This is a genomic window from Alteromonas sp. M12 (genome assembly GCF_037478005.1).
GTDB classification, from domain to species: Bacteria; Pseudomonadota; Gammaproteobacteria; order Enterobacterales; family Alteromonadaceae; genus Aliiglaciecola; species Aliiglaciecola lipolytica_A.
Genome location: NZ_CP144164.1, coordinates 1,775,340 through 1,799,192, shown reverse-complemented (window position 1 = coordinate 1,799,192; position 23,853 = coordinate 1,775,340). Strand labels below are relative to the sequence as shown.

The window sequence follows — 23,853 nt, the reverse complement described above, 5'->3', positions numbered from 1 at the left end:
GTTTAAAACACTAATCAATTAACATCCGTAAACCTTCATGGGCTAAGTGCAGTTCCTCTAATGCAACATCACCGCTTTTTGCATTGAGACTGGGGCCACTGACTTTAGTGGGCAATGCCCGGTCAAAAGCCCAAGTAGCAATAATTGGCGCATCTTTGGACGTGTTTTTTCGATGACCATAGACCTTAATAATGCCGTCATACCGAGTAACCGGCAGGCTACCTCCCACCACCGATTGAATCCATTCCCAAACATCTGTGGCAAGTTTGTTATCGCTGTTATAAAACATGCCTCTTTTGAGCACTAGATTTTGATATTTGGCGTAACCAACTTGCTGGATTACACCATCATTTCGTCCACCTTCTTGAATCTGTTGCACGTCCATTTGTATTTCTAAACCGCTGCATTCAGCGAAGCCTCCATCTCCCAACACATCTTTACCGCTGCTATTTGCACTTGGCGAAAGATTGCTCCCAGATTCAATATTTGCAGCTTTAATTAAGCTAATTTCAAAATTGAAATTTGACAGTAGAAATCGTGTTTCCATTATTTGCTCACCATTCTCAAAGACCCATCGGCTTCACGGATAAACTGTAAAACGATGTATTCCAAGGGCTCTGCTGGAGCAACTCCAATATGCGCAACTAACCTCCCCGAATCGATAATTTGAGCGTTATTTAAGGTTTCATCACAACGTACAAAATAGGCCTGCTCAGGAGCTGCCCCCTGAAAGGCGCCGGCAATAAACAGTTGTTTCAAAAAACTCTCTAGTTTGAACTTCACATCTAGCCATAACGCTGGGGTATTGGGTTCGAATACCACCCACTGCATCTGTTGTAACAGCACCCTTTTCAACATCACCATTAGTCTGACCACACTGAGTTGCCTCCATTGGCGCTGCTGACTAATGGTTCTTGCGCCACTTAGCCAAATGCCGTCGCGCTGCTGCACAAAGACGTTGATACCTATTGGATGCAACTGATTATGAAAATCTTCGGAGACGTTAATTTGTAAAGAAAATACCGATTTAGCTAGTCGATTCGCAGGACCATGGGTCAATCCATGCTGTAATTCACTTGCCGCGATAACGCCAGCTGCCACCGCAGAAGGATTAATAATCTTAGGTGTACCGCCAACTTGGCCATCGGGATTGTATTGATTCACTTTTAACCAAGGATGATATGCGGCGCAATATTCACAGTTGAACTTAGACCGCCACTGCAATATTTGTTGCGGTGTCTGCTCTGGTGGTACGTCTAGTAACACCACAAACTCTTTCAATTGACTGGCGAAATAAACGAGCTGTTGTTGCAGCGCTATTATGAGTTCTCGGTCTTGATGATCTTGCGGATCTAAGCGTAATTTAGGTAATGAAGGGAGCGCTTTGTCAACTTCCAGCAACTCAGTTTCCACTTCAAAACAAGGAGCGAAATCTGCGCCAGACAACAATTCAGGCTGAAGATTATGATCTACCTTGTCAAAAGACTCAGGCGCATATAAATCTGGTACTGCCAATAGTGAGCAATCAACTAGGTTCGCTAAACAATGTACTCCGCTGCCAAAATGCTCATCGCCAGGCACCCAACTCGTATCAAAGAAATCTGCGTGATCTATATCCTGATAACGATCTTCTCCACCACTAAACAAACAAGGATTGACGCTTAGTTGCTGCGCACTGCTTAGCGAGTCTAAGTTTTGACTAAAGGGATCCAAGGTCACTGGAACAAGCTCAGTTAACAACCAGTCAAGTTGCGGATCGACTAAATTCGACTCAGTCAATAAAACCCGTCCTAGAAAACGCGGATGACTAGGGCTGAATGCTAGTTTTATAAATTCTTCGGTTATTCCTGTTGCACTATCAATAATACTAAATTGACCTTCTACCCATTCAATTTTCGTGGGTTTACTAGGTAACGGAGCAGTACTGAAATCCAGTTTCCAAAATTCCGATGCAGCGAGGGTATTGCCTTGCCATTTGATTTGCTTGATAAAGCGATATTCTGAGAATTGCTCCTCAGGATGATGAGCATCATCATTAAGCAAGCGTAATAAACATCCACTTTCCAACCCCTGAGTTGCCGCAAAACACACTGAAGTGGTGTCACTGATGTCCCTTAAAAACTCAATAGGAGTAAAAGAAATGCCTGCCGCGGCCTTGAGTTGATTTCCCCAAATACCTTCGTTCTTTGCACTTAAACCTATGGCTAAACCATCAGCGCTCAGGTTATGAATTTGGCAAGATGCCACTGCATCAGCATTCACGATGTTGTCTGCATATTCATGGACAATCCGGCAGATGTAGGCCTCTTGACCACCTTGTTCGAAGAAATTTGCAACTGCGTAAACCAATCTTGCTGGGGATTCAAAGCCGCCATAAAGACGTCTGAACTGCTCCCAACTACTCACTTTTACAGCGACGGTTCTATCTCTAACTAACCAATTATTGGCAATTTTTTGCAAATCGAGTTCTTCATCAGAAGTAATTTGATGACGCCTTGACGGTCCCTTAGGAGCAACGCCCACAAAAGCGCACACATCCATTTTTACCTGACCCAGTTGACGCTGAGTTCGATCTGCTATGGAGATGATATTAGGTGCACCAAGTACCATGCCTAACGCCATTGAATTGCTCCTAAATTACCAACCAATTAACTGTATTTACAGCCTTCACAGACTAAGCTAAGTTCTTCCATCGCCACTTCTCCGCCCCCTTTAGCGGCCAACGAGGGTCCAGTCCATTTTTTCGGTTGAGCTTTGCGAAGCTCCCAACTGGCTACAGCTTCTCTTGCTTCATCCAATAGGGTAATCACCACTAATCGCGGTTCATGAGCTCCTGCGCTGACATTACTCAACCATTCCCATAAGGAAGTAGAACCAATTAAGCCTCGTTTTAAAGTGACGTCATCCACTTTGAAAGTATTGGCAATTTTGCGCACAGTATTGACTTTTTCATTACCATTTCGGTACTCGGCATAACTCACCTCTACCCCTAAACCACTGACATCAGAAAACCCACCGACTAACTCGGATTCCTGTCCATCATTGAGTGATACTAAAAAATTAAAGGCGCTGTAGGGATCTTCTCTAAATGTCGCCATAACAATAGTCCTCTTGTAAATTAGTTAGCTTGCATCAGCTGTATATTGTCCAATCCGGAAAATCACAAACTCCGCAGGTTTTACTGGTGCAATCCCAATTAAACAAACCAAACGACCGTTATCTAAATCGTTTTGAGTCATAGTGGTGCGGTCACAGCGAACAAAAAATGCATCTTCTGGTTTTGCTCCTAGTAGCGCGCCATCGCGCCATAAAACCAGCAGAAAATCTTCCACCATGCGCCGAATGTTGTCCCAAAGAATCCGGTTATTTGGCTCAAACACAGCCCATTGACTGCTTTGATCAATTGAGTTTTCAATGAAGATAAATAAGCGACGTACATTGACGTACTTCCACTCAGGGTCAGAGCTCATGGTGCGCGCGCCCCACACTCTAAAGCCACGCCCTTCGAAATAACGTAAAGCATTGATGCCTTCAGGATTAATTACTTCGTTACGGGGTTTGTTAATATTCAACTCGAACCGAGTCAAACCACGAATCACTTCATTAGCAGGTGCTTTATGCACTCCTCGTTCAATATCATTGCGGGCATAAATGCCAGTTATAAATCCGCAAGGAGGCAATGCAATCTGTCTAGGGGGGGTACCCTGTGAAAAACGTTCATTGGGATCAAAGATATTGATCCACGGGTAATATAAAGCGGCATATTTACTGTCAAATTGCGCACGAAAATCACGTATTTCGTTTAATGAACTATTGATGGGTCCATCAACAACTGCAATTCGATAACGCTCTCGTTCTGCGTGAGACACTAAACTTTGCGCGGCAACCCGACTCAATAAAGGTGAGCCCATATCCCCAGAGTCAGGCAAGGCAACAATGGCAATATCTTCCACTTCGGCTAACGCTTCTAAACCGGTTGCCTTAAGACTAGCATCATCAGGATCCGCTGCACTTCCGGTTAAATCGTCAGGACTGACCATCACGCCATCATTACCACCTTCGAATCGATAGCCGTAAATATCATCAGCGCCATCAGGACCGCGGAGATCAGCGGCTAATTGGGCCGCTGCAATCTCATTACCAGCGGTAGGCTCCCAATTAAACCAAAATGGGCAATTGGGATCTTCAGGATTTGTAATATCAAAAATTCGCCCTAAGTATCGTTTTTGCGCCGGGTCAGTGGCAAGCTCAGCATACTCACTAATCTGACTTCCAATGGTCACTTGAATACGTAATTGGATCAGTTGCACTACGTCAGTATCGACAAGTGCCGTAGTGCTACCATCAGCAGCAGAAATAAAAGTTTGTTGACCGTCAGAATCAATACTGACTACCCTTAGCGTATCTATATCCAGCGGTTGATTACTCACAGGCGCGGGTAAATCTGCCTCAGCGGTTACCTCGACGACCGCCCCATTTTGTACACCTCGCACTTGTACTAAACCTAAATCATCATTTTCATAGGCGATATTTTTACTTCGGGTAACCAATACTTTGACAAACATATTGCCCATTTCACCTGGCCATCTGGCCTGTAAAATCGCATCAGAATTGCCGCTAATAGGAACAGCCGCGCGGCCAATCCCCCAGGCATCTGCTGCAGTATCAAAATCGCTTGAATCGGCCCCTGTATTTGCTGCAAAAACACGAGAAACGTACAAACGCTTCCCGCCGTTCTCAAAAAATGCTCTGGCACTGTGGGCAAGATAAGGCAATCGTGGCGCAATTGTACCGCCGTCATCTATTTGAATGTTTTCTAACGCGCCATAGACTCGTTCAAATTCAGTAAAGCTAGTTATCAGTCTTGGTTCGCAACTTGTTGGTCCTTGTATCCCTTGCTCTCGATAACAAACCGGCCCCCATTTCGCCATTCCGGCAAAACCTGTGGTGCTGGTTGGTACACCTTCGATTGATTTTGATCGAAAGCTAACTTCCTCTACAAAGACGCCTGGGGCTAGATATTCTGGCATGGCTCTTGTGCTCCTTTACTATCGGCTAATCCGATGATTAATTCGTTTATACAATTTAGAATTTCGCTTAAATGAACATGTAGGCGTTCTTTAAGGTGGATTGAAAACAATGTCGCTGACGTCATGACTAGACAACATCTGACTCAATTGAAAAGATATAGACACTGAACTTTGTGACGCCACGTAGTCAGTAGGAATGACTTCTCCCGAACTAACAGGATCACTTGCTTGTGGATCGGTGACGACTTCAATAGGCAAATCCCAATAAGGGTCTAGGTTGTTGGCAGCCGGCTGCGCAATAGGGGTAACTCTGGCGTAAACCATTAATTCAAATGAAACCCTTTGATTAAGGCTTTCATCAGGCACCGCATTGGGCGGAATAAGTATTAAAAACTCTCCGCGATCATCTCCCCTAGCTCGCGCTAAAACCGTGTTTGAATCTAACGGCGAACGCAACTCAATAATACTCCATCGCAGGGGCGAATCATTAAACATGACTTTGCCCCGTAAACCAGTAGTACGACCATTGATTGGATATCCAGCGCCAGGGTACATTACCGGTCGTCGCTGCCGTGACTGCAAATAATCTTCTGGCTGCGCCGACTCTATGCCCAAAATTTGTTGCAGGGTTAACACTGATATTGATAATCTGCGGGGCACATAGCGACGATATGCATCAAAAATTCGAATTTGAATTGCGCTGCTCAAATCAGCGCGGTAGGCCAATGAAAATCGTCCAGATGGATGCCTTAATAATTGAGTATCTGAGGGTTGCTCCACATCGATATTCACCGCAAAGGGTAAATCATCGCGGGTTAGCGCATCGACCGGCAAAATACCGAGTAACAGCCGTTTATTGACAGCAATTGCTGAATTAAATAATGCGATTGTCATGGCTGCACCACTTCACTGGTGAGCTTTTGAGTCGCAAGTCCAACTTCTCGTAGCGGCTCTTGTCGGCGGCCGTGCATAACTAGCATTTTGGCCATATATGGCACACATAGTTTATAGTCCACAGGAAGTGAATCAAAAATTCGCATTAAGTCTTCGGTAGACAAATCCTCTAAACTAATTTGTATACTATCGTTGGGCGCCCAATTCGTGACGGGGTCAAGCATGGGCCCAGTTAGCAAAGGATTATCTTCTAAACACTGCATGGTTCTGCCAAGAATTCGATATTCTTGATCCGCTGTAATTCCCCATGGAATCATCAAAAAGTGAAACTCAAGAGGCAAGTAGGCTCTGCCTTTAGCCATTGCTTTTCCTGAATATGCAGCCCTACTGGTACTATTGAAATCAACTCGATATAAGAACAGCGCGAGACAAGGTGGTGTGATAAGCGGGTTATCTTCTAGATTTAAATCTTCAGTTCTCGCGAGCACAACAGTCGTATCAGTGGTACTCGAACCACCGGGGATAGGTTGCTGTTGATCAAAGCAGTGTGTTAAAAACCGAACCAAACTACTTCCGACTGCTGCTACAGATGCAAAGTCAGCCATTTCAGTACACTCGTAAACATTGACTCATCCATTTATCAATTAACCTACTTTTAATCTGAGTGACTTATCTGACAACCATTTTTCGATACATCAAAGCAAACATGATCGGCAAAAACACTCAATTAATCCGGACGCCATTTACGCCACAATTCAAACTGATATATTTAAATATCTAATTCTTATTTATGAGCTACAAAACGTTTCAGAAATTTGCAATTTGAGAATGATCGATCTCTAAAATTGAGCGCTTTATAAGTGCATTTCAGCTACGTTATTGCACGTTATCAACTGCGAGATAAAAACAGGAAGGAATACAAGACGTCCTATATCTTAAACGGTAAACCACTACTTATTGATGGAACATTCCAACGCCCCAACTGTTTAAATTTTAGGCAAAAACAAACCAATTGCAATACCAAAAACGATTTTTTAGATCAATTTTTAAACAGTACCAGTGTATCAAATAATCGACATATGTCGGTAAGCCTCGCCGTTATTGAGCTGTCATTGGAAATAATGATCAAAGAATTGAAATTAACTTGGATGAAAAAATTTTGCTATTGAGGTGGAAAGTCATTTTAGTCATAAATTCTGAAAAATGCGTCCTATATCGGCAACACCTATGGTTCCTAATTAGCAACGATTCAAGCCTTAAAACAAGGCCTATAATTCATCGTTAATCTGACGAAGTACGAAAGATAAGAAGATTCACACTAAAAAATAACGTCCAATTTGGATTTAATCGATTAGTGTGAATGTTTGCCAATTATTTAATGAAATATTAACGAAAACGTAAGTTGTGCTTTGATAGTTCAGCCACTGAACTGCACCCCATTAATCGCATGTCTCGTTCAATTTCCGCTTTCATTAATTGCAAAGCTCGCTCTACACCACCTTGTCCCGCAGCGGCAAGGGCATACAAGTACAAACGTCCAACACCCACGGCTTTGGCACCTAAAGATAACGCTTTGAGTACATGGGTACCTCTTTGCACACCACTGTCGAACATGACATCAATTTTATCGCCGACTGCTTCTACAATTTCAGCTAAATGATCAAATGAACTGCGTGAGCCATCGAGCTGACGGCCTCCGTGATTGGAAATAACAATACCTGTACAACCAATATCCACTGCTTTAAGGGCATCCTCAACGCTCATAATACCTTTTAAGCAAAACTGGCCATCCCAGAACTTCACCATTTCAGCAACATCATCCCAGTTCATAGAAGGGTCGAGCATATTGGTAAAGTAATCACCGATGGAGCTTGCGCCTCCTCCCATATCAACGTGCTCGTCCAATTGTGGTAATGAAAACTTTTCATGAGTGAGGTAGTTGATTCCCCACATAGGTTTAGTGGCAAATTGCCAAAGGCCTGACAAGTTTAATTTGAATGGAATTGAAAAGCCGGTACGCAGATCTCGTTCACGATTACCGCCGGTTATAGAATCTACGGTTAACATCATGACTTCAATTTTAGACGCTTTGGCGCGTTCCATCATGGCTCTATTCAAACCACGATCTTTATGAAAATAAAATTGATAAATTTGCGGTGTATCATATTGTTTTGCGATTTCTTCCATACTGACAGTTCCCAAGGAAGATACACCAAACATAGTGCCAAATTTCGCCGCTGATGCCGCGACAGCTCGTTCTCCTTGATGATGAAAAAGTCTTTGCAATGCAGTAGGTGAACAATAAATTGGTAACTCAAGTGTTTGTCCCATTACCTCTACCCGTAAATCAATATCTTTTACGCCAGTAAGTACCCGAGGTACTAAATCACATTGATTGAATGCTTCAGAATTACGTCTTAATGTGACCTCATCGTCAGCCCCTCCGTCAATATAATTAAAAATAGGCCCAGGCAAACGTTTTCTAGCTAAGGTACGGAAGTCGTGAAAGTTATGGCAATGACTTAGTCGCATATAAGCTTTCCAGTTATATTAATTGTATTTTGAGTGGGTATTTATATTAAACGATGCGGGAACTTGTTGCATTGTGATGTCAGGGACGTTTTTTCTCCAACTCATTACGATTATTCATTGCTCAGGACAACGCTAGAAAATTAATTGCCCCACTCCTTAGTGTTTTAGCGATCCCAAATCCCCCATCATTTCGATAAAAATGAATTAAAACGGTGAAGCTTTGCACCAATAAAATCCATTGAGTCAGAAACAAAAAACATAACTCATTGATAATAATGAATTAATTTTATGGCTTATATTTTGCTTCGTTAAAAATGTAACTCAACGAAGAGTCTACGGTCACAATATTCGAACAAAGGCGTTCAACTTCCTATGCACTGTATAGGAATTTGAACGTTTTTTTTTGCCCGTAGAAAATCTCGAGCCAGAGCAATTGGCATGAGAAACAACACACAAATTTGATCACTAATTTTACGAGGGTACTTATGGCTTATTTACTTCCTGCAGAATTCGTCACCAAAATGGTGGATGCCGGCGAATCGAAAATCTTTATGTCTACCCGCGATACGCTCATTCGCGGATACATGGCCGGAGCAATATTAGCGCTTGCGGCCGTTTTTGCAATTACCATTGCGGTGCAAACAGGCATGTTTCTACTGGGTGCAATTTTATTCCCTGTGGGATTTTGTATGTTGTATCTAATGGGATTTGACCTATTAACCGGAGTATTTGTACTTTGCCCTCTCGCATGGCTCGATAAACGTCCGGGCGTAACCATAAAAGGTATATTGCGAAATTGGGGACTAGTGTTTTTAGGTAACTTTGCTGGCGCCTTAACAGTGGCGTTTATGATGGCATTTATTTTTACCTATGGTTTTAATGTTGATCCTGGCGCAATTGGCACCAAGGTAGCGTCAATTGGTGAGGCTCGAACTTTAGGATATGCTGAATATGGCACAGCGGGTTGGTTTACCATATTTATCCGCGGCATGTTATGTAATTGGATGGTTTCGTTAGGTGTCGTAGGCGCTATGATTTCTACCCACGTGAGTGGCAAAGTCATTGCTATGTGGATGCCGATCTTTTTGTTCTTTTTTATGGGCTTCGAGCATTCAGTAGTCAACATGTTTCTATTCCCATTTAGCCTAATACTTGGCGGCGATTTTTCAATTATGGATTACCTATTTTGGAATGAAATTCCAACTGCCGCAGGGAACCTTGTAGGTGGTTTAGCCTTTACAGGTTTAACGCTTTACACCACTCATGTTCGTACTGGCTCTAAAAGAAACCTAAACAAGGTTGCTCCTGAGACTATCGCATCTGGTACTGTCGCAACAAATGCAGCTAACTAAAATTGTTAACGGTCAGTACTCAAGTGCTGGCCGTAAACCTAGCAATCAGGACTTTTGTGGAATTGCGACTCCCACACAATTGCAAATTCAGCTTAATGGATTAGCCATTGCAGTAGCGGATGGTATAAGTACTAGTGATGTCAGTCACATTGCCAGTCAAGCTGCCGTTAACAGCTTTATTCATGATTATTACTCAACCTCTGATGCTTGGTCGGTTGAGACCTCGGCAAAACGGGTCATAACCTCCATCAATGCTTGGTTGTTTGCACACAGCAAACAAAGTGAATATCCATACGAGCCCGATAAAGGTTATGTATGTACTTTTGCTGCTGTGGTAGTTAAAAGTTCGACTGCACATATTTTCAATGTGGGTGATTCACGGATTTACCTATGCCGTCAAGGTGCAATAGAACAACTCACTAATGACCACCAGCAAATTGCCGCTGAAGGACAGCGCTATCTCAGCCGCGCCTTAGGCATGGCCGATAGCATCGAAATTGATCATCAACAGATTGGCTTGATAGCCGGTGATATTTTGCTGCTGTGCACTGATGGTTTCCATGACTTTATTGATGCCAGCGTTGTATTAGCGCAATTAGCAAGCCATGGGTTAGTAAACGATGGGTTAGCTGAGCGTTTAGTCAATACTGCACTAGAAAACGGTAGTCACGACAATATCACCGTGCAGTTGCTGCAAATACAAGAACTTAGCAATGAAACAAGCAGTCCAGTCAGCAATTTAGTGGAACAAATGCCACTTCCTCCGCCATTGCATCCAGGTTGCCAATTTGATGGGTTTAATGTTGTTCGGCAATTACATTATTCCGCCCGCAGTCACGTTTATCTCGTTAATGATATCGATACTGGGCAGCCCCTTGTTTTGAAAACCCCTTCTGTGGATTTACAGGATGATGATGGCTATTTAGAACGGTTTTGTTTGGAAGAGTGGATATCTCGTCGTATTCACAATGTACACGTGTTAAAAGCCCCTAGCATTGACCGCCCAAAAAACTATCTATATACACTATCAGAATTTGTTGAAGGTCAATCTCTACAACAATGGTTAACCGACAACCCAAACCCTGATTTGGCCACGGTCAGAGATATAATTGAACAGGTAGGACGGGGCTTACAAGCTTTCCATCGCTTAGAGATGCTACACCAAGATATACGTCCTGAAAATATTATGATTGATCAAAATGGTACAGTTAAAATCATCGATTTTGGCTCTACCATGGTGGCAGGCATTGAAGAGCTTGACCACAAACAACTCAAACTCGCTTTTCCTGGCACCGCCCTGTACATGGCCCCAGAATATTTTTTAGGTGAGGTGGGAACCCAACGCTCTGATTTATTTTCATTAGCGGTATTAACCTATTACATGCTAAGTGGCCGCTATCCATATGAGACTCACGTCGCCAAAACACGTACTTTTGCTCAACAGCGTAAGTTAAATTATCAATCGGTTTTAGATGCTCATAGACATATACCTAGCTGGGTAGATGCAAGCTTACGTAAGGCATTGCAAGTAGACCCATACAAACGCTACGACGCGCTGTCTGAGTTTATCCACGATTTACGGCACCCTAACCCACAGTTTTTACAACAAAATAAAGCGCCGCTATTGGAACGTAGTCCGCTGCTTTTTTGGCAATGGTTAAGTGCGCTACTTGCAATATTAAACATCTATTTATTCTATCTGTTAAATAATTGAGGGCATTACAATGAAAAGTCGCGAAGAAGTCACAACCGCAATATTAATAAACAAAGTGAAAAACGGCATATCTTGGCAACAAGTAGCCGATGCAATAGGTAAATCTAAAGAATGGACAACAGCAGGTTGTTTAGGGCAAATGACATTCACAGCTGAACAAGCGCAAATAATTGGCAGTCTGTTTGATTTAGATGAGAATGCCGTCGCTTGGCTACAAGTAGTGCCATACAAAGGTTCTTTGCCTGAAACCGTGCCAACTGACCCATTAATTTATCGTTTTTATGAGTTGGTCAACGTTTATGGCACTACAATTAAGTCGTTGATACACGAGGAATTTGGTGACGGAATTATGAGCGCCATAGACTTTTCAATGGATATCCAAAGGGAAAACAATCCTGCAGGAGATAGAGTTAATATCGTCCTCTCAGGAAAGTTCTTACCCTACAAATCTTACTAACACGCTTGCTTAGTTCAGGGTGGCTAAGTTAGTCGCTAGTTGCTGTGCGTCGAACACCTTGTTTGGATTGCTCGGTTTTTCATTGCCCATTTTGATGACGAGCGTGGCACTGATTTTATCAGCTACTCGTTCTGAGATTATAGTGCCTCCCTGATAATTAGATGCGTTTGTAATCGTACAGCCTAAAACCCCACAGCTAGAGGTCGCTGTTGGGTTTGCTGTCATATCGGGCACCACTGTCTTTACTTCTTTGGTTTCAACATCAGTATCGCTTTGAATGATTTCAAACCAGACAAAACCCTTAGCCATGGTCAGGTTCGCTGCATGCAGCAAAGCGTAGTCTCTGGCGGTAACGCTATCAGTCTTTGCGTTGCCACTAAATATGATTTGATATTGATCGTCACTGAGTTTTTTGTCGCTGAAACCTAATTCACCGTATGCTTCGGCCGCCACAAATGGTGTTGGCTGAACCGTTGCACACCCTGCTAACAGGAGACTACAAAACGTCAGTAACAGCGCTGCACTGGTGGTTAACTTAGAGGAAATGGTTTTTGTGTTCATAAGCAATCCTTATCGGTATTTTCACAACGTCACCTTGAATTCATCTTCAAAACAAGGTGTTTAAGTTTGTATACTTTAAGGATGCTAAATCCAATTAACGTGCCATTTTTAATATGAGCTTTACTCTCTCACAGCCCTTGTATTCCGGTTTATGCTAAATGCAGGTGAAGTGTATTTAGGTGTTTTTTACACATACACCGGTAAATAATGCTCTATTTGTATTTATGCCAAACAGATGTAACTCGCCAACATTTGAATAGTCCAGATACTTTCGCTCTTAGAATTTAAATATAATCAATGAAAGGCTGGCGATACAGTCGTTTACCTAGCGACTGATAAAGTGCATTTGCCAGTGCTGGAAAAATAGGTGGAAATGGCGGTTCTCCAAGCCCTGTGGGATCAATCAAACTATCGACAAAGTGCACGTCAATTTTAGCCGGTGTTTCATCCATACGAATGATCCGATAGCGGTCAAAGTTTTGTTTATCGGGTTTACCATCGGTAAAGGTCATTTCACCATACATGGCATTTCCGATCCCATCGATTACTGCGCCCTCAACCATATTCTTTGCGCTATCTAGATTGACAACAATGCCACAATCAATCGCGCTGGTGACACTCTCTACCCTCGCCTTGTCAGTGGATTGCGCCATCGTAATAACGTGTGCGGCATAGGAGTTGTGGCAAAAATATGCTGCTACCCCTTTGTTAATATTGTTGCTTAATGTGTCCCATCCTGACTTTGCTCTAACTAAATTCAACACACCTGCGTAACGAACTGGATCGTAATCGTTATTTTCTCCCACAGGGTTAGATTTTGCTTTTTCCAACAAGGCCAAACGGAAATCAATGGGATCTGTATTAGCTGCTTCAGCGACTTCATCTAGAAAAGATTGTTCCGCACTGGCCATAAAATTAGAGCCTGGCGCTCTGAATGCACCTACTGTTATATTCGAATCAACGGCTGTACCTTGCGCTAAATAATTAGGCACTGCACCTGCAGGAAAACGGTTGGGATGAACACAGTGCTCAGGCACACCAGAACCTTGTACGTGATAAGCGACCAGTTGATCACTTTCGTCCAAAGCAGCACGTAACTTAATCGTATACGTGGGACGGTAAATGCCCATTGTCATGTCATCTTCACGTGCATAGATTAACTTTATAGGCGCTTTGACTTGTTTGGAAATTAACGCCGCTTCAACCACATAATGACAATATGCACGCCGTCCAAAGCCTCCGCCCATTCTTGTCATTTCTATTTCAATTTTTTCAGCTGGAACTTGCAACCTTTGCTGTAAGGTCTTCTTGATAAAGACGGGCCCTTGCAATGGGCCTGCGACTTTGACCTTTTGATCTGTCACATGTGCAAAAAAATTCATCGGTTCTAAGGTGTTATGAGCTAAATAAGGAGCAAAGTATTCCCTTTCAATCACCTTAGAGGCTGAGGAAAATGCAGCATCCGGATCGCCATCTTGACGCAAAATCTGCATATTATTAGTGAAACTCGCGTTCACCGCTTTTTCATGTAAAGAAGTACTTTCAAGGCCACCTGGCACTTTTACATCCATGATATTGCCGAAATTATCTACCTTTTCAGTTTTGTCAGATAAGTTTCGCCATTGGGTTTGTAATGCTTTTTTGGCATTCATAACCTGCCATGTGCTTCGACCGACAATGGCTACGAGTTTTGGAAACGCCGTACCGTCAAAATAATTTTTGACGTAATCTGCAGGTAACGAGGTTATTGCAAAGACGTTTACAATTCCTGGCATGTTAACAATACTTGATTCATCAAAGGATTCGAGTTCTTGGCCAAAAGCAGGTGGATGCACAATCATCGCAATCAGCATATTGTCAGCGCAATAATCGATACCGAACAGAGGCTTACCTGAAACAATTTGTTCACCTACGAGATTTTTTTGAGACCCGCCTATCAGTGAGAAATCCTTGTTTTTTTTGAGTTCAACATTTTTCGGCACTGCAAGTTGTGCCGCACTCGATGCCACTTCAGCATAAGTTATCTCTCGCCTACTAGATTGATGTATTAAGCGACCTTTATCCGTATTTATGGAATTAACCGGCACTTGCCAATGATTTGCCGCGGCTTGTTTTAACATTTCCCGAGCACTGGCTCCTGCCATTCGTAAACTCTGCCAAGCCCCTCGTATGGATTGACTCCCCCCGGAAAATTGTTTTTCATATCTAGATTCATTATACGGCGCTTGAACCGCTGACACTGAACGCCAATCCACGTCCAACTCGTCGGCTAAAATCATCGGCATCGAGGTCATCAGATTTTGTCCAAACTCGGGATTAGGTACTGAAGCGGTAACGCTACCATCGGTATTGATGGTTAAATAGGCATTTAATTCAAATTCATGATTGCCTTCACCTTGGGAGGTTGTTTCGCTGGCAAAGCTTGGGGCGAACCAACTAAAATTCAGCATCAAACCGCCTCCCACCGCCAAGCTGGCCTTCAAAAATGTGCGGCGTTCTGAGCCTTTGCCTAATTCCGCAGTCTGTGTTTTGCTTTGTTCACTCATCACGATTCCCTTTGCGCTTTGGCCGCAGTTTTAATTGCCGCTTTAATACGATAGTAAGTGGCGCATCGGCACACATTGCCCTTCATACCTGCTTCAATCGCTGCATCATCGGGATTTGGGTTACTATTGAGTAATGCTGTTGCCGACATAATTTGTCCTGGCTGACAATAACCACATTGGGCAACATCGTGTTCAATCCATGCTTTTTGTACCGGATGATCTGCATGTTCAGATAAACCCTCAATTGTGGTAATCAAATTATCCCCCACAGCAGAGACGGGCAACTGACATGATTTCACTGCATTGCCATTTAAATGCACAGTACAAGCACCGCACATAGCAATCCCACAACCATATTTAGTACCAACAAGCTGCAAATTATCACGTAATACCCACAATAAGGGGGTAGTTGGATCTATATCTAGCTGATGTTGTTGATTATTAATATTGAGCGTTAGGCTTGCCATACCAACGATTCCTTAATTATTTGTAAATACTAAAGCCAAATTAACAAAATGTTTGTTTACTCTTTCCAGCTTAGACGTAAAAACGCCCCCTTGCATGATAAGCATAGCTGAATAACCGTTTAATCAGTCAGCTAGGATGCTAGGCTGCTAAAAGATAGGGTAAAAACAAACAAAATAAGGTTAAACCAGCGCTTAAACCTATTAACATCAAAACATTAGACAATGATAGTAATCTTACACTGGGCTGATGAGACTCAGTTGGCTTAGTGATAAAAGTCATCAAATAGCCGACCAAGATGGTGGTCAAAAAACCGGTTAAATTCCACCAAAACCAAAATATAGGACTTTCAAATAGCCATAACCCCATGTTCACCAATACCCCTGCGGCTAGCCCCGTATTAGCTGCATAAGAGGCTATTTTTTTACTGTAAATACCAAGTAAGAAAATGGCTAAAACTGGGCCATAAAATACCGAACCAATTTTATTTATGGCTTCAATAATTGTCGGTGCAATATCGCCGGCAATGAACGACAGAAATAGGGTCACTAACCCCCAACCGATCCCAGCTAAGCGGGCGTATTGAACATAGCTTTCATTGCTTGGTTGATGTTTAAACAAACGACACAAGTCTTCAACAGATACCGCGGCTAAGCTATTTACAGCAGAACTTAAGGAAGACATGGCAGCAGCCATAATAGCCACGACTAACAATCCGATAATGCCACTAGGCAAATAGTTAATAATAAAAATTGGCATCATCCAATCCGGATTGTCTGCTGGAATTTGCGCTTGCAAAGAAGGTGTTGTCATAACCAGAGCACCAATAACCAAGCCAGCAGCGCAATACACTAGGGTAATTGGAAAACGACAAACCGCCACTGTTAACATCATTTTACGCAGATCGCCCAAATTATGCGCTGACAACGAACGTTGCGCTTCGGATTGATCACAACCATAGTAAGATGCATAAAGCACTAAACCACCGAACAGCATAGGCAACAAACCAAAGTCGTTACCCGCTAGACCAAATTGATCTGGTTTTACTGCGACTAATCGCTCAGGCTCTATAATTGCCAACGCTTGCGTCATCCCACCAACGTGATCGACAGCGACCCAAAGACAAGTAATTGCACCACCAAAAATCAATATCATTTGCAGCGCATCACCATAAACAACAGCCTTCATCCCCCCCATGGACGAATAAACTAAGGTAATCACACCAATTAACACAATACTATGCCACTGCTCCATCCCCATTGTGCCTTGCAAAATAAGTGAAATTGCGTAGATCATAATGGCCGTTGCCACTGAGCGACTTAGTTGGAAAACTAAACTGATGAGCAATCGGGTGGAACGAGAAAAGCGTCTTTCAAGGTATTCGTATACACTCACAACACCCGACTTATGTAATGAGGGTAACAATCGCCATAGCATTAACGCGACCGCAGCGGGCAGCGCCAATTCATAAGACAACCAAATTAAGCCACCTCCTTCTCGCAAGCCGACAAAAGCCGGAGCTGAGATAAAGCTAACCGCTGAAAGTTGCGTTGCCATAACCGATAACGACAAAGCCGGCCATGGAATGCTTCGTCCGCCTAAAAAGTAATCATCTCTACTTTTCTGTTGACGGAAAAATAACCCCATCAACAACAAGCCTAGCAAATACATCCCCACAATCGAGTAATCGAGCAACGCCAAAATATTTCTCCCTAAAGTTTTTTAGTTAGCACTAGCTAGGACAGTTTTATCTACCATATCAAGGATTTGGCGAATATTGAAATACACCAGAGTGCGCGTTTGCTAGATTGACGATTAGTTAAGGTGTAATCTAACTGAATTGGCAAAATATTTTTTTAAAAGCCAAATGTCCACACGCGACTTGTTGGAGTACTCGTCATAAATTTCAACGATACACTCATTTTAATGATGAGCTTAACCGCTTGCAGGGATAACAAATGCACACTTTGCAACTTCCGTTAATCACAGTGGCAAACAAAAAGTCACTGCTAAACTCGATATTAGTCACCACAATATTATTGTTTTCAATTTTTCTCGGTGGATGTCAAGACCATAAAACAGGTCTTGCGTTAGGCACCCTAGAGCGGAACAGAATAGCTCACACAGCCACTGTTAATGAGGTGGTCACTCGATTACCTATTGCTCAAGGAACTTTGGTAAAAAAAGGCGATGTACTGGTGCAATTAGATGATCGTCAACAACGAGCCTCAGTGGCTAAAGCAGAGGCGTCTGTAGCAGAAGCTCAAGCAAATTTAGACAAACTTAGAAATGGAGCACGCCCAGAAGAAGTTGCCTCTGCCAGTGCAAAATTAGAAGGTGCACAAGCGGCATTAACCGAAAGTGAATCAGCTTACCTTAGAGCTAAAAACCTGATTTCCCAAAAGTTAGTCAGTCAGGCAAACGTCGATCAGGCGCGCGCCACTAGGGATGCAAATGTTGCGGCTGTGCACGAAGCAGAAGAAGCCTTACTTTTGCTTACTAATGGTACACGTCCAGAAGATTTAGAAATGGGCAAAGCTAACTTGGCCATAATGCAAGCCGCACTGGCCAGTGAAATCAAAAAACTAGAAGATTTAACCATTGTTGCCACTCGGGATGGTCGACTCGATAACCTGCCTTGGAATTTAGGTGAGAGAGTCACCATGGGCAGTCCCGTTGCTATTGTGCTGGCGGGTGAAGCGCCCTATGCGCGCATTTATGTGCCAGAACCCTATCGCGTAAAAATAAAAGCTGGCGATACTTTACCAATTCACGTGGATGGCCTATCAGAGACGATCAATGGCACAGTGCGCTGGATTTCGATAGAAGCGGCATTCACGCCCTATTATGCATTAAATCAAGAAGAACGAGCACGTTTGATGTATTTAGCAGAAGTACAATTACCCGTTGAATACGCAGATCTTCCCAATGGTATTGCTGTACAAGTTGAACTTCCATGACGATGAAAGCGTCTCCTGAGTGGGTTATACAGGCGAAACAATTAAGTCGTCATTTTGGCGATTTAAAAGCGATTGATCAGCTCGATCTTAATGTGGAAAAAAGCACTATTTACGGTTTTTTAGGGCCAAATGGTTGTGGCAAAACCACCGCAATTAGAATGCTAACAGGATTATTAAAACCGACCTCAGGAGAAGTAAGAGTATTGGGCTTGGAGCTGCCACATAATGCCGAAAAACTGCGCTTAAAAATGGGCTACATGACGCAAAAGTTTTCTTTATATAACAATCTAACCGTTAAAGAAAATCTGCAGTTTATTGCCAAAATATACGGCATTTCTGGTTTGCCGCAAAAACAACGGATTAGTGAATTGTTATCTGTTTATGGTTTGGATCAAAAGCAACAACAGTTAGCAGGAAATTTAAGTGGTGGACAACGTCAACGCCTAGCGCTGGCGGCTGCAACATTACATAAACCGCAATTACTCTTTTTAGATGAGCCAACGTCTGCAGTTGATCCTCAGAACCGTCGTGAATTTTGGGAGCAGTTGTTTGATTTGTGTGAACAAGGCACCAGTATTTTAGTCTCAACCCATTATATGGATGAAGCAGAACGCTGCCATAAACTGGCCATATTAGAAAATGGTCTGAAGCGCGCAGATGGTAGCCCTGAAGCGTTAATGAACGACATGGCAGCGCATGTGGTAGAAATAGAAGCAGCAGGTATCCGTCAATTAAAACAACAAATCATAGCACTCCCCAATGTTATCACCGCCGCTCAATTAGGCGCGAGACTGCGCGTATTGGTAAGTGATTCAGTGAATGATGCCCGCGGTTATTTACAGCAACACACGGGAATTGCGAATGACAAACTCAACTTGGTACGCCCAAGTTTGGAAGATGTGTTTATTACCTGCACGGGTGGTGGCAGACAATGATTACTAGCCTGTATCGCATCCAAGCTATATTCTTTAAAGAGTTGACGCAATTAAAACGCGACAAAATGACCTTTGGGATGGTGATAATGATTCCATTGGTGCAGTTGTTGTTATTTGGTTACGCCATTAATACCAATGTTAGACATATTCCAGTGGCGCTAGTTGACCATAGCCAGACAGCCTTGAGCAGAGCTTTAGTACAAACCGTTTCAGCAACTCAAGTGGTCGAATTTACCGAGCAGTACGATGACATTGACAGTGCGCAAAAGGCCATGGAACGCACAGAGGTACGGGCTATTTTATTTATTCCTCATGACGTTAGTCAGCGTTTAGCCCGTAGTGCTAGTATTGGTTTTGGGTTACCCGCCTCAAGTGATGAGGAAACGAGCCGCCCAGTCGCGCAATGGGTGGTAGACGGTTCAGACACCATGATTGCCAGTTCAATCAAAAGTTTACGTTCCATGCCCTTGGTTGAATTGCTGCGCCGGCCGGTCAATCGTTCAACGCCAACCTTTGAAGTAACCTTGTTTTATAACCCTGAACAACGGACAGCGGTCAATATAGTGCCAGGCTTGCTAGGGATTATCCTCACCATGACCATGATTATGTTCACCTCTGCAGCCATTGTTAGAGAGAGTGAGCATGGCAATATGGAAATGTTAATCACCACGCCAATTAAACCCATCGAATTAATGCTAGGTAAAATTATTCCCTACATTTTTATCGGTTTGGTGCAAGTGGTGATCATTTTAGGCTTAGGATATTATGTTTTTGACGTGCCAGTAAACGGCGGATTACTGCCTTTATTTGGTGTCACTCTTTTGTTTATTGCAGCAAGTCTAGTGCTTGGGCTGGTCATCTCAACCATTGCCGTCAATCAATTGCAATCAATGCAAATGACCATATTCATCTTACTGCCTTCCATATTGCTATCAGGGTTCATGTTTCCTTATGAAGGCATGCCAGAAACGGCGCAATACATTGCCGAAGCGTTACCCGCCACGCATTTTATGCGACTAATTCGTGGGGTTATCCTCAAAGATGTGGAATTTACTGACATGACCTTTGATGTTTATTGGTTATTACTTTTTACCTTATTGGGGCTGCTAATTGCGTCATTACGGTTTAAGAAAAACTTAGACTAACCGCCTTTGCAAAATGACTTAGACCTAACAAGACCCGCTATTTAAAAACGAAATCAACCTTATTTGCTGTCTGATTTGGACGGGCTTTGCGGCGCTGAACGCTCACCCTCCCCCTCATTTTGTGATAAGGAAACCGGAATCGGCTTGCTCGCTTCCCCTGAATACAAACTCAAATGAGGGAATGGAATTTCTATGCCGTTTGCATCGAATACTTGCTTGATTTGTTGATACATTTGGTTTTTTAACAGCAAGAAGTTTTCTCTTTTAGTCCAAACTGAAAATTGAATATCAATTGAGGAAGAACCAAAACCTAGCAGAATAAATAGTGGAGCAGGCTCACTCAAGCATAGCGGATTTTTGTCCGCTAGCTCGGCCAATATTATTTTCACCTGTTCAATGTCTTCTTTGTACGCAATACCCACTTTGAGATCAGCTCGACGAATTGGAAATCGGGTTAACGTGGTCACTTGAGCTTTGATCATGGACTCATTTGGCACTCGAACAAACAGGTTATCGTAGGTGCGGATTTTGACGGAAAGCAAATCAATCGATATGACCTCTCCGGTTGTTTCATCCACGCGAATAACATCACCAATAGAAAACGGCCGCTCCATCATCAAAAAGAGTCCGCTAATCAGGTTAGACGCAGATGTTTGAGAAGCAAAACCAATCGCCACACTCAAAATACCGGCTGCCCCTAACACCACACTGAGATCAAAGCCGAGCTCTCTCAAAGCAGAAATAAACATTAACACCATGACACCGTAAAAAATACCACGGCGTAAAAGCACTTGACCGTGTTTTGTCATGTTTGCGACGTTAAAACGAGCAACTAAATTACTCAAAGACTTGGCTAATAAATACCCCAAGACTAATATAATTATGGCTTTTACCACGTCAAATGCGGGCAACATATCTGAAAAAATCGTGCTTTCACTTAGTTCTTTCATCGGATTCAATTCTCGGGTTTAAGCTAATTAATTAAGCTTGCAATAGAAGACAAAAAAGACGACTTTTTACTCAACTCACGGGATTCAGACACCAATTCCATTAACTGGATCTTATCTGGAGGGGAATGACGAACATGTGAAACCGATTTGGTATGCTCTAAACGCTGCATAATAGAAACTTGGTCTGTCCAAAACTCGCCGTCCTGATTAACATATAATTTAAGTGCTGGAACTGGCAAATTTAATTTATCAATAGTTAAAGGTTTTTCTTGGGCATTTTTAATTGTCACCATGGTTGTCGCACGATGAGAACGTTTTTCCAAGCGTTTAATATCCATTTTTGCATCTGTATATTTTGAATAACACAGGTCCCCTTCCATTGTAGAAGGCCCAAACCAGGAATCAGATGGTCGCCAAAATGGAATATCAGCCATTGGTAACGGATGGTTTGGTATTAAGATAGTCATCCACAATGGCGTACTGACAAAAACGTTGATCTGTTCTTCTGGTAAAACCACCAGTGGTCGGCTCGGCCTTACCACCATTGCCCTATCGGCCAGTGAGGGTTCAATCAACAGCGTATCGCTAGTATTTTCCAGCAAATAACGCGAAAACTCGACATCCTCAAAGCTTTCATTTGAAATTGATTTATCTGTAGAAATAGGTAAATCAATTTCAGCGGTCGTTTCGTGGTTCCATATTGTCCACTCACCTTGACCACGCTTTATGGCAATTAAACGTTCTCTAATTCGCCAACATTTTGTCTCTGAAAGTGCGAATGTAAACTCTCCCCACCAAGGTAATTGTTTTTTCATAATAGCTACTTTACGTTACCCTTTATTTTCGTGGGGCTGAATTAATCCAAGATAATTCAGTTTACTGCTAAAAACGATTTACTCAAAATTGTATTGTTTGATTTAGTGTCGGAATCGTTGCCTGCCAACCGACTTTTTTGAACGCCGCTTGCAATGTTTGTTTCGCTTTATCCTCACCATGAACTAGAAATAGTTGTGGTTTTTTAGTGGTGAACCCTTGCGCCCATTGGATTAACTGAGTTTGACTCGCATGGGCTGAAAAGCCTCCCATAGTATGAATTTGTGCTTTGACGGCAATATTTTCCCCCGCTATTTTATAGGTTTTAGCACCATCAACCAACGCCCGGCCTGGCGTGCCAATCGCTTGAAACCCAACAAAGATTACATGGGACTGATTACGCCATAAGTTATGTTTAAGGTGGTGACGTATTCTGCCGCCATTACACATGCCACTGCCAGCAATAAAAATCGCACCTCTGTCAATTTGATTCAACGCCATAGACTCTTCAGTGCTGCTTGAGTAGCGCAGCGCAGGCAGAAATTTATGTAAACTTTGTTGATTGTTTTCCCCTCCCATAGCGGAACGATCTTGTTCATTGAAAATGTTCTGATAACGGTGATAAATTTCCGTTACCGCAATAGCCATTGGACTGTCTAAAAATACCGCTTGTTGCCTTAACTTGCCTTTTTGATACAACTCGCCGAGTCGAAATATAATTTCTTGAGTCCTGCCCACAGCGAACGAGGGAATTAAAATATTGCCACCATTTTCAGAAGCCTCTTCAATCACATCTTCAAACTCTTGCAACGTCTCTTCCATAGAGCGATGGTCTCGGTCACCATAAGTGGATTCCAGCAACAAAACATCAGCCGAATCAACTAATTCGGGATCGTTTAACAAAGCAGCTTGTGAGTTTCCAAGATCACCGGAAAATACTAATTTTTTAGGACCTCCCTGCTCGTCTATAAATACTTCGACAATAGCGGATCCGAGAATGTGACCGGCATCTAGAAAATGAACAGTCACATTCTCGGCTACATCTCGTTTTTGGTGGTAACTAATGCCAATACAGACATCTAAAGTGGTTTCCACATCTTGCAAATTATAGAGTGGCTCAATTTCCTCTTTACCGGCACGGCGTCGACGTTTGTTTTCCCATTCAACATCGCGCTGCTGTAATGATGCAGCATCTTTGAGCAACACTTCGATCAACTCTTTAGTTGCCGAAGTCATATAAATTGGACAGCTTAAACCTTGAGAAACGAGCAATGGCAAACGACCAGAATGGTCTAAATGCGCATGGGAAAGCACCACTGCATCCAGCTGACTGACATCAAAAGGTAAAGGTTTTAAGTTAGCCTCTTCCTCTTCGCGTCTACCCTGGAATAAACCGCAATCCAGTAAAACCTTGCTATTGCCGGTTTGTAGCAAATACATAGATCCTGTTACGCCTTCGATAGCACCATAAAAAGTCAGTTTAGCCATGATTCTCTCCG

20 protein-coding genes are annotated in these 23,853 nt (G+C 42.8%); 6 read left to right on the top strand and 14 right to left on the bottom strand.

The features are described from left to right. Window positions 1-10 precede the first annotated feature (10 nt). The 7 genes from VUI23_RS07750 to VUI23_RS07720 form a co-directional block, all read right to left on the bottom strand. On the bottom strand, window positions 11-547 hold the full coding sequence (locus tag VUI23_RS07750; RefSeq protein ID WP_303499735.1) for a phage tail protein: 537 nt from the start codon (window positions 545-547) through the stop codon (window positions 11-13). After that, window positions 547-2,622: a phage tail sheath C-terminal domain-containing protein gene (locus tag VUI23_RS07745; protein WP_342807636.1), complete on the bottom strand. Its 2,076-nt coding sequence runs from the start codon at window positions 2,620-2,622 to the stop codon at window positions 547-549. The genes VUI23_RS07750 and VUI23_RS07745 overlap by 1 nt, the downstream gene beginning before the upstream one ends. 26 nt (window positions 2,623-2,648) lie before the next feature. After that, window positions 2,649-3,098: a phage tail protein gene (locus VUI23_RS07740; protein ID WP_216046997.1), complete on the bottom strand. Its 450-nt coding sequence runs from the start codon at window positions 3,096-3,098 to the stop codon at window positions 2,649-2,651. A 24-nt stretch (window positions 3,099-3,122) separates the two neighbouring features. Continuing rightward, window positions 3,123-5,030, bottom strand: coding sequence for a phage tail sheath subtilisin-like domain-containing protein (locus VUI23_RS07735; RefSeq protein ID WP_342807634.1), 1,908 nt, complete (start codon window positions 5,028-5,030; stop codon window positions 3,123-3,125). Between the two features lie 90 nt (window positions 5,031-5,120). Beyond that, window positions 5,121-5,924 (bottom strand): hypothetical protein, encoded by an 804-nt coding sequence (locus VUI23_RS07730; protein ID WP_342807632.1) that lies wholly within the window; start codon window positions 5,922-5,924, stop codon window positions 5,121-5,123. Next, the gene (locus VUI23_RS07725; RefSeq protein WP_342807630.1) at window positions 5,921-6,529 is read right to left on the bottom strand and encodes a DUF4255 domain-containing protein; all 609 of its coding nucleotides are present in this window, start codon (window positions 6,527-6,529) and stop codon (window positions 5,921-5,923) included. The genes VUI23_RS07730 and VUI23_RS07725 overlap by 4 nt, the downstream gene beginning before the upstream one ends. Window positions 6,530-7,310: 781 nt before the next feature. After that, window positions 7,311-8,456: an alpha-hydroxy acid oxidase gene (locus VUI23_RS07720; protein ID WP_342807628.1), complete on the bottom strand. Its 1,146-nt coding sequence runs from the start codon at window positions 8,454-8,456 to the stop codon at window positions 7,311-7,313. A 485-nt stretch (window positions 8,457-8,941) separates the two neighbouring features. On the opposite strand from VUI23_RS07720, the gene VUI23_RS07715 reads away from it, so the two are divergent. Genes VUI23_RS07715 through cynS form a run of 3 tightly spaced genes read left to right on the top strand, consistent with a single transcriptional unit; the run spans window position 8,942 to window position 11,979 of the window. Then, window positions 8,942-9,808 (top strand): formate/nitrite transporter family protein, encoded by an 867-nt coding sequence (locus VUI23_RS07715; RefSeq protein ID WP_342807626.1) that lies wholly within the window; start codon window positions 8,942-8,944, stop codon window positions 9,806-9,808. Continuing rightward, window positions 9,795-11,522, top strand: a complete 1,728-nt coding sequence (locus VUI23_RS07710) for a bifunctional protein-serine/threonine kinase/phosphatase (RefSeq protein ID WP_342807624.1) — start codon at window positions 9,795-9,797, stop codon at window positions 11,520-11,522. Before VUI23_RS07715 ends, VUI23_RS07710 begins: the two co-directional genes overlap by 14 nt. Before the next feature lie 10 nt (window positions 11,523-11,532). After that, window positions 11,533-11,979: a cyanase gene (gene cynS, locus VUI23_RS07705; RefSeq protein WP_342807622.1), complete on the top strand. Its 447-nt coding sequence runs from the start codon at window positions 11,533-11,535 to the stop codon at window positions 11,977-11,979. Window positions 11,980-11,988: 9 nt separating this feature from the next. On the opposite strand, the gene VUI23_RS07700 is transcribed toward cynS, so the two are convergent. From VUI23_RS07700 to VUI23_RS07685, 4 genes are all read right to left on the bottom strand, one after another. Then, the gene (locus VUI23_RS07700) at window positions 11,989-12,540 is read right to left on the bottom strand and encodes a hypothetical protein (RefSeq protein WP_342807620.1); all 552 of its coding nucleotides are present in this window, start codon (window positions 12,538-12,540) and stop codon (window positions 11,989-11,991) included. A 284-nt stretch (window positions 12,541-12,824) separates the two neighbouring features. After that, a complete protein-coding gene (locus VUI23_RS07695; RefSeq protein WP_342807618.1) occupies window positions 12,825-15,086 on the bottom strand; it encodes a molybdopterin cofactor-binding domain-containing protein in 2,262 nt (753 codons plus the stop codon). Continuing rightward, window positions 15,086-15,553 (bottom strand): (2Fe-2S)-binding protein, encoded by a 468-nt coding sequence (locus tag VUI23_RS07690; protein ID WP_216047009.1) that lies wholly within the window; start codon window positions 15,551-15,553, stop codon window positions 15,086-15,088. The genes VUI23_RS07695 and VUI23_RS07690 overlap by 1 nt, the downstream gene beginning before the upstream one ends. Before the next feature lie 139 nt (window positions 15,554-15,692). Beyond that, window positions 15,693-17,252, bottom strand: a complete 1,560-nt coding sequence (locus VUI23_RS07685) for a sodium/solute symporter (RefSeq protein WP_216047010.1) — start codon at window positions 17,250-17,252, stop codon at window positions 15,693-15,695. A 257-nt stretch (window positions 17,253-17,509) separates the two neighbouring features. Here VUI23_RS07685 and VUI23_RS07680 point away from each other — a divergent pair, with 257 nt between their 5' ends. The 3 genes from VUI23_RS07680 to VUI23_RS07670 are packed head-to-tail and all read left to right on the top strand — an operon-like array spanning window position 17,510 to window position 20,591. Continuing rightward, window positions 17,510-18,511 carry an HlyD family efflux transporter periplasmic adaptor subunit gene (locus VUI23_RS07680; RefSeq protein ID WP_216047011.1) on the top strand — a complete coding sequence of 334 codons (1,002 nt, stop codon included), beginning with the start codon at window positions 17,510-17,512 and terminating at the stop codon, window positions 18,509-18,511. A 2-nt stretch (window positions 18,512-18,513) separates the two neighbouring features. Next, window positions 18,514-19,446, top strand: a complete 933-nt coding sequence (locus VUI23_RS07675) for an ABC transporter ATP-binding protein (protein WP_216047044.1) — start codon at window positions 18,514-18,516, stop codon at window positions 19,444-19,446. After that, on the top strand, window positions 19,443-20,591 hold the full coding sequence (locus VUI23_RS07670) for an ABC transporter permease (protein ID WP_216047012.1): 1,149 nt from the start codon (window positions 19,443-19,445) through the stop codon (window positions 20,589-20,591). Before VUI23_RS07675 ends, VUI23_RS07670 begins: the two co-directional genes overlap by 4 nt. A gap of 59 nt (window positions 20,592-20,650) precedes the next feature. Here the strand turns inward: VUI23_RS07670 and VUI23_RS07665 are convergent, their stop codons facing one another. The 3 genes from VUI23_RS07665 to VUI23_RS07655 all read right to left on the bottom strand — a co-directional run bounded on the left by VUI23_RS07665 (window position 20,651) and on the right by VUI23_RS07655 (window position 23,842). Further along, entirely contained in the window at window positions 20,651-21,541 is an 891-nt protein-coding gene (locus VUI23_RS07665; protein WP_216047013.1) for a mechanosensitive ion channel family protein, read from the bottom strand. A gap of 23 nt (window positions 21,542-21,564) precedes the next feature. Beyond that, the gene (locus VUI23_RS07660; RefSeq protein WP_342807616.1) at window positions 21,565-22,356 is read right to left on the bottom strand and encodes a DUF432 domain-containing protein; all 792 of its coding nucleotides are present in this window, start codon (window positions 22,354-22,356) and stop codon (window positions 21,565-21,567) included. A gap of 82 nt (window positions 22,357-22,438) precedes the next feature. Further along, complete coding sequence (locus VUI23_RS07655; RefSeq protein ID WP_342807614.1) at window positions 22,439-23,842, bottom strand: MBL fold metallo-hydrolase; 1,404 nt, start codon at window positions 23,840-23,842, stop codon at window positions 22,439-22,441. Window positions 23,843-23,853: the final 11 nt, after the last annotated feature.

Bases quoted from the DNA above. Each gene is read 5' to 3' on its own strand.
- VUI23_RS07710 (WP_342807624.1), top strand. From the start codon at position 9,795: ATGCAGCTAACTAAAATTGTTAACGGTCAGTACTCAAGTGCTGGCCGT.
- VUI23_RS07655 (WP_342807614.1), bottom strand. From the start codon at position 23,842: ATGGCTAAACTGACTTTTTATGGTGCTATCGAAGGCGTAACAGGATCT.
- VUI23_RS07670 (WP_216047012.1), top strand. From the start codon at position 19,443: ATGATTACTAGCCTGTATCGCATCCAAGCTATATTCTTTAAAGAGTTG.
- VUI23_RS07735 (WP_342807634.1), bottom strand. From the start codon at position 5,030: ATGCCAGAATATCTAGCCCCAGGCGTCTTTGTAGAGGAAGTTAGCTTT.
- VUI23_RS07740 (WP_216046997.1), bottom strand. From the start codon at position 3,098: ATGGCGACATTTAGAGAAGATCCCTACAGCGCCTTTAATTTTTTAGTA.
- VUI23_RS07660 (WP_342807616.1), bottom strand. From the start codon at position 22,356: ATGAAAAAACAATTACCTTGGTGGGGAGAGTTTACATTCGCACTTTCA.
- VUI23_RS07745 (WP_342807636.1), bottom strand. From the start codon at position 2,622: ATGGCGTTAGGCATGGTACTTGGTGCACCTAATATCATCTCCATAGCA.
- cynS (WP_342807622.1), top strand. From the start codon at position 11,533: ATGAAAAGTCGCGAAGAAGTCACAACCGCAATATTAATAAACAAAGTG.
- VUI23_RS07680 (WP_216047011.1), top strand. From the start codon at position 17,510: ATGCACACTTTGCAACTTCCGTTAATCACAGTGGCAAACAAAAAGTCA.
- VUI23_RS07690 (WP_216047009.1), bottom strand. From the start codon at position 15,553: ATGGCAAGCCTAACGCTCAATATTAATAATCAACAACATCAGCTAGAT.
- VUI23_RS07750 (WP_303499735.1), bottom strand. From the start codon at position 547: ATGGAAACACGATTTCTACTGTCAAATTTCAATTTTGAAATTAGCTTA.
- VUI23_RS07715 (WP_342807626.1), top strand. From the start codon at position 8,942: ATGGCTTATTTACTTCCTGCAGAATTCGTCACCAAAATGGTGGATGCC.
- VUI23_RS07675 (WP_216047044.1), top strand. From the start codon at position 18,514: ATGAAAGCGTCTCCTGAGTGGGTTATACAGGCGAAACAATTAAGTCGT.
- VUI23_RS07720 (WP_342807628.1), bottom strand. From the start codon at position 8,456: ATGCGACTAAGTCATTGCCATAACTTTCACGACTTCCGTACCTTAGCT.
- VUI23_RS07665 (WP_216047013.1), bottom strand. From the start codon at position 21,541: ATGAAAGAACTAAGTGAAAGCACGATTTTTTCAGATATGTTGCCCGCA.
- VUI23_RS07725 (WP_342807630.1), bottom strand. From the start codon at position 6,529: ATGGCTGACTTTGCATCTGTAGCAGCAGTCGGAAGTAGTTTGGTTCGG.
- VUI23_RS07730 (WP_342807632.1), bottom strand. From the start codon at position 5,924: ATGACAATCGCATTATTTAATTCAGCAATTGCTGTCAATAAACGGCTG.
- VUI23_RS07695 (WP_342807618.1), bottom strand. From the start codon at position 15,086: ATGAGTGAACAAAGCAAAACACAGACTGCGGAATTAGGCAAAGGCTCA.
- VUI23_RS07700 (WP_342807620.1), bottom strand. From the start codon at position 12,540: ATGAACACAAAAACCATTTCCTCTAAGTTAACCACCAGTGCAGCGCTG.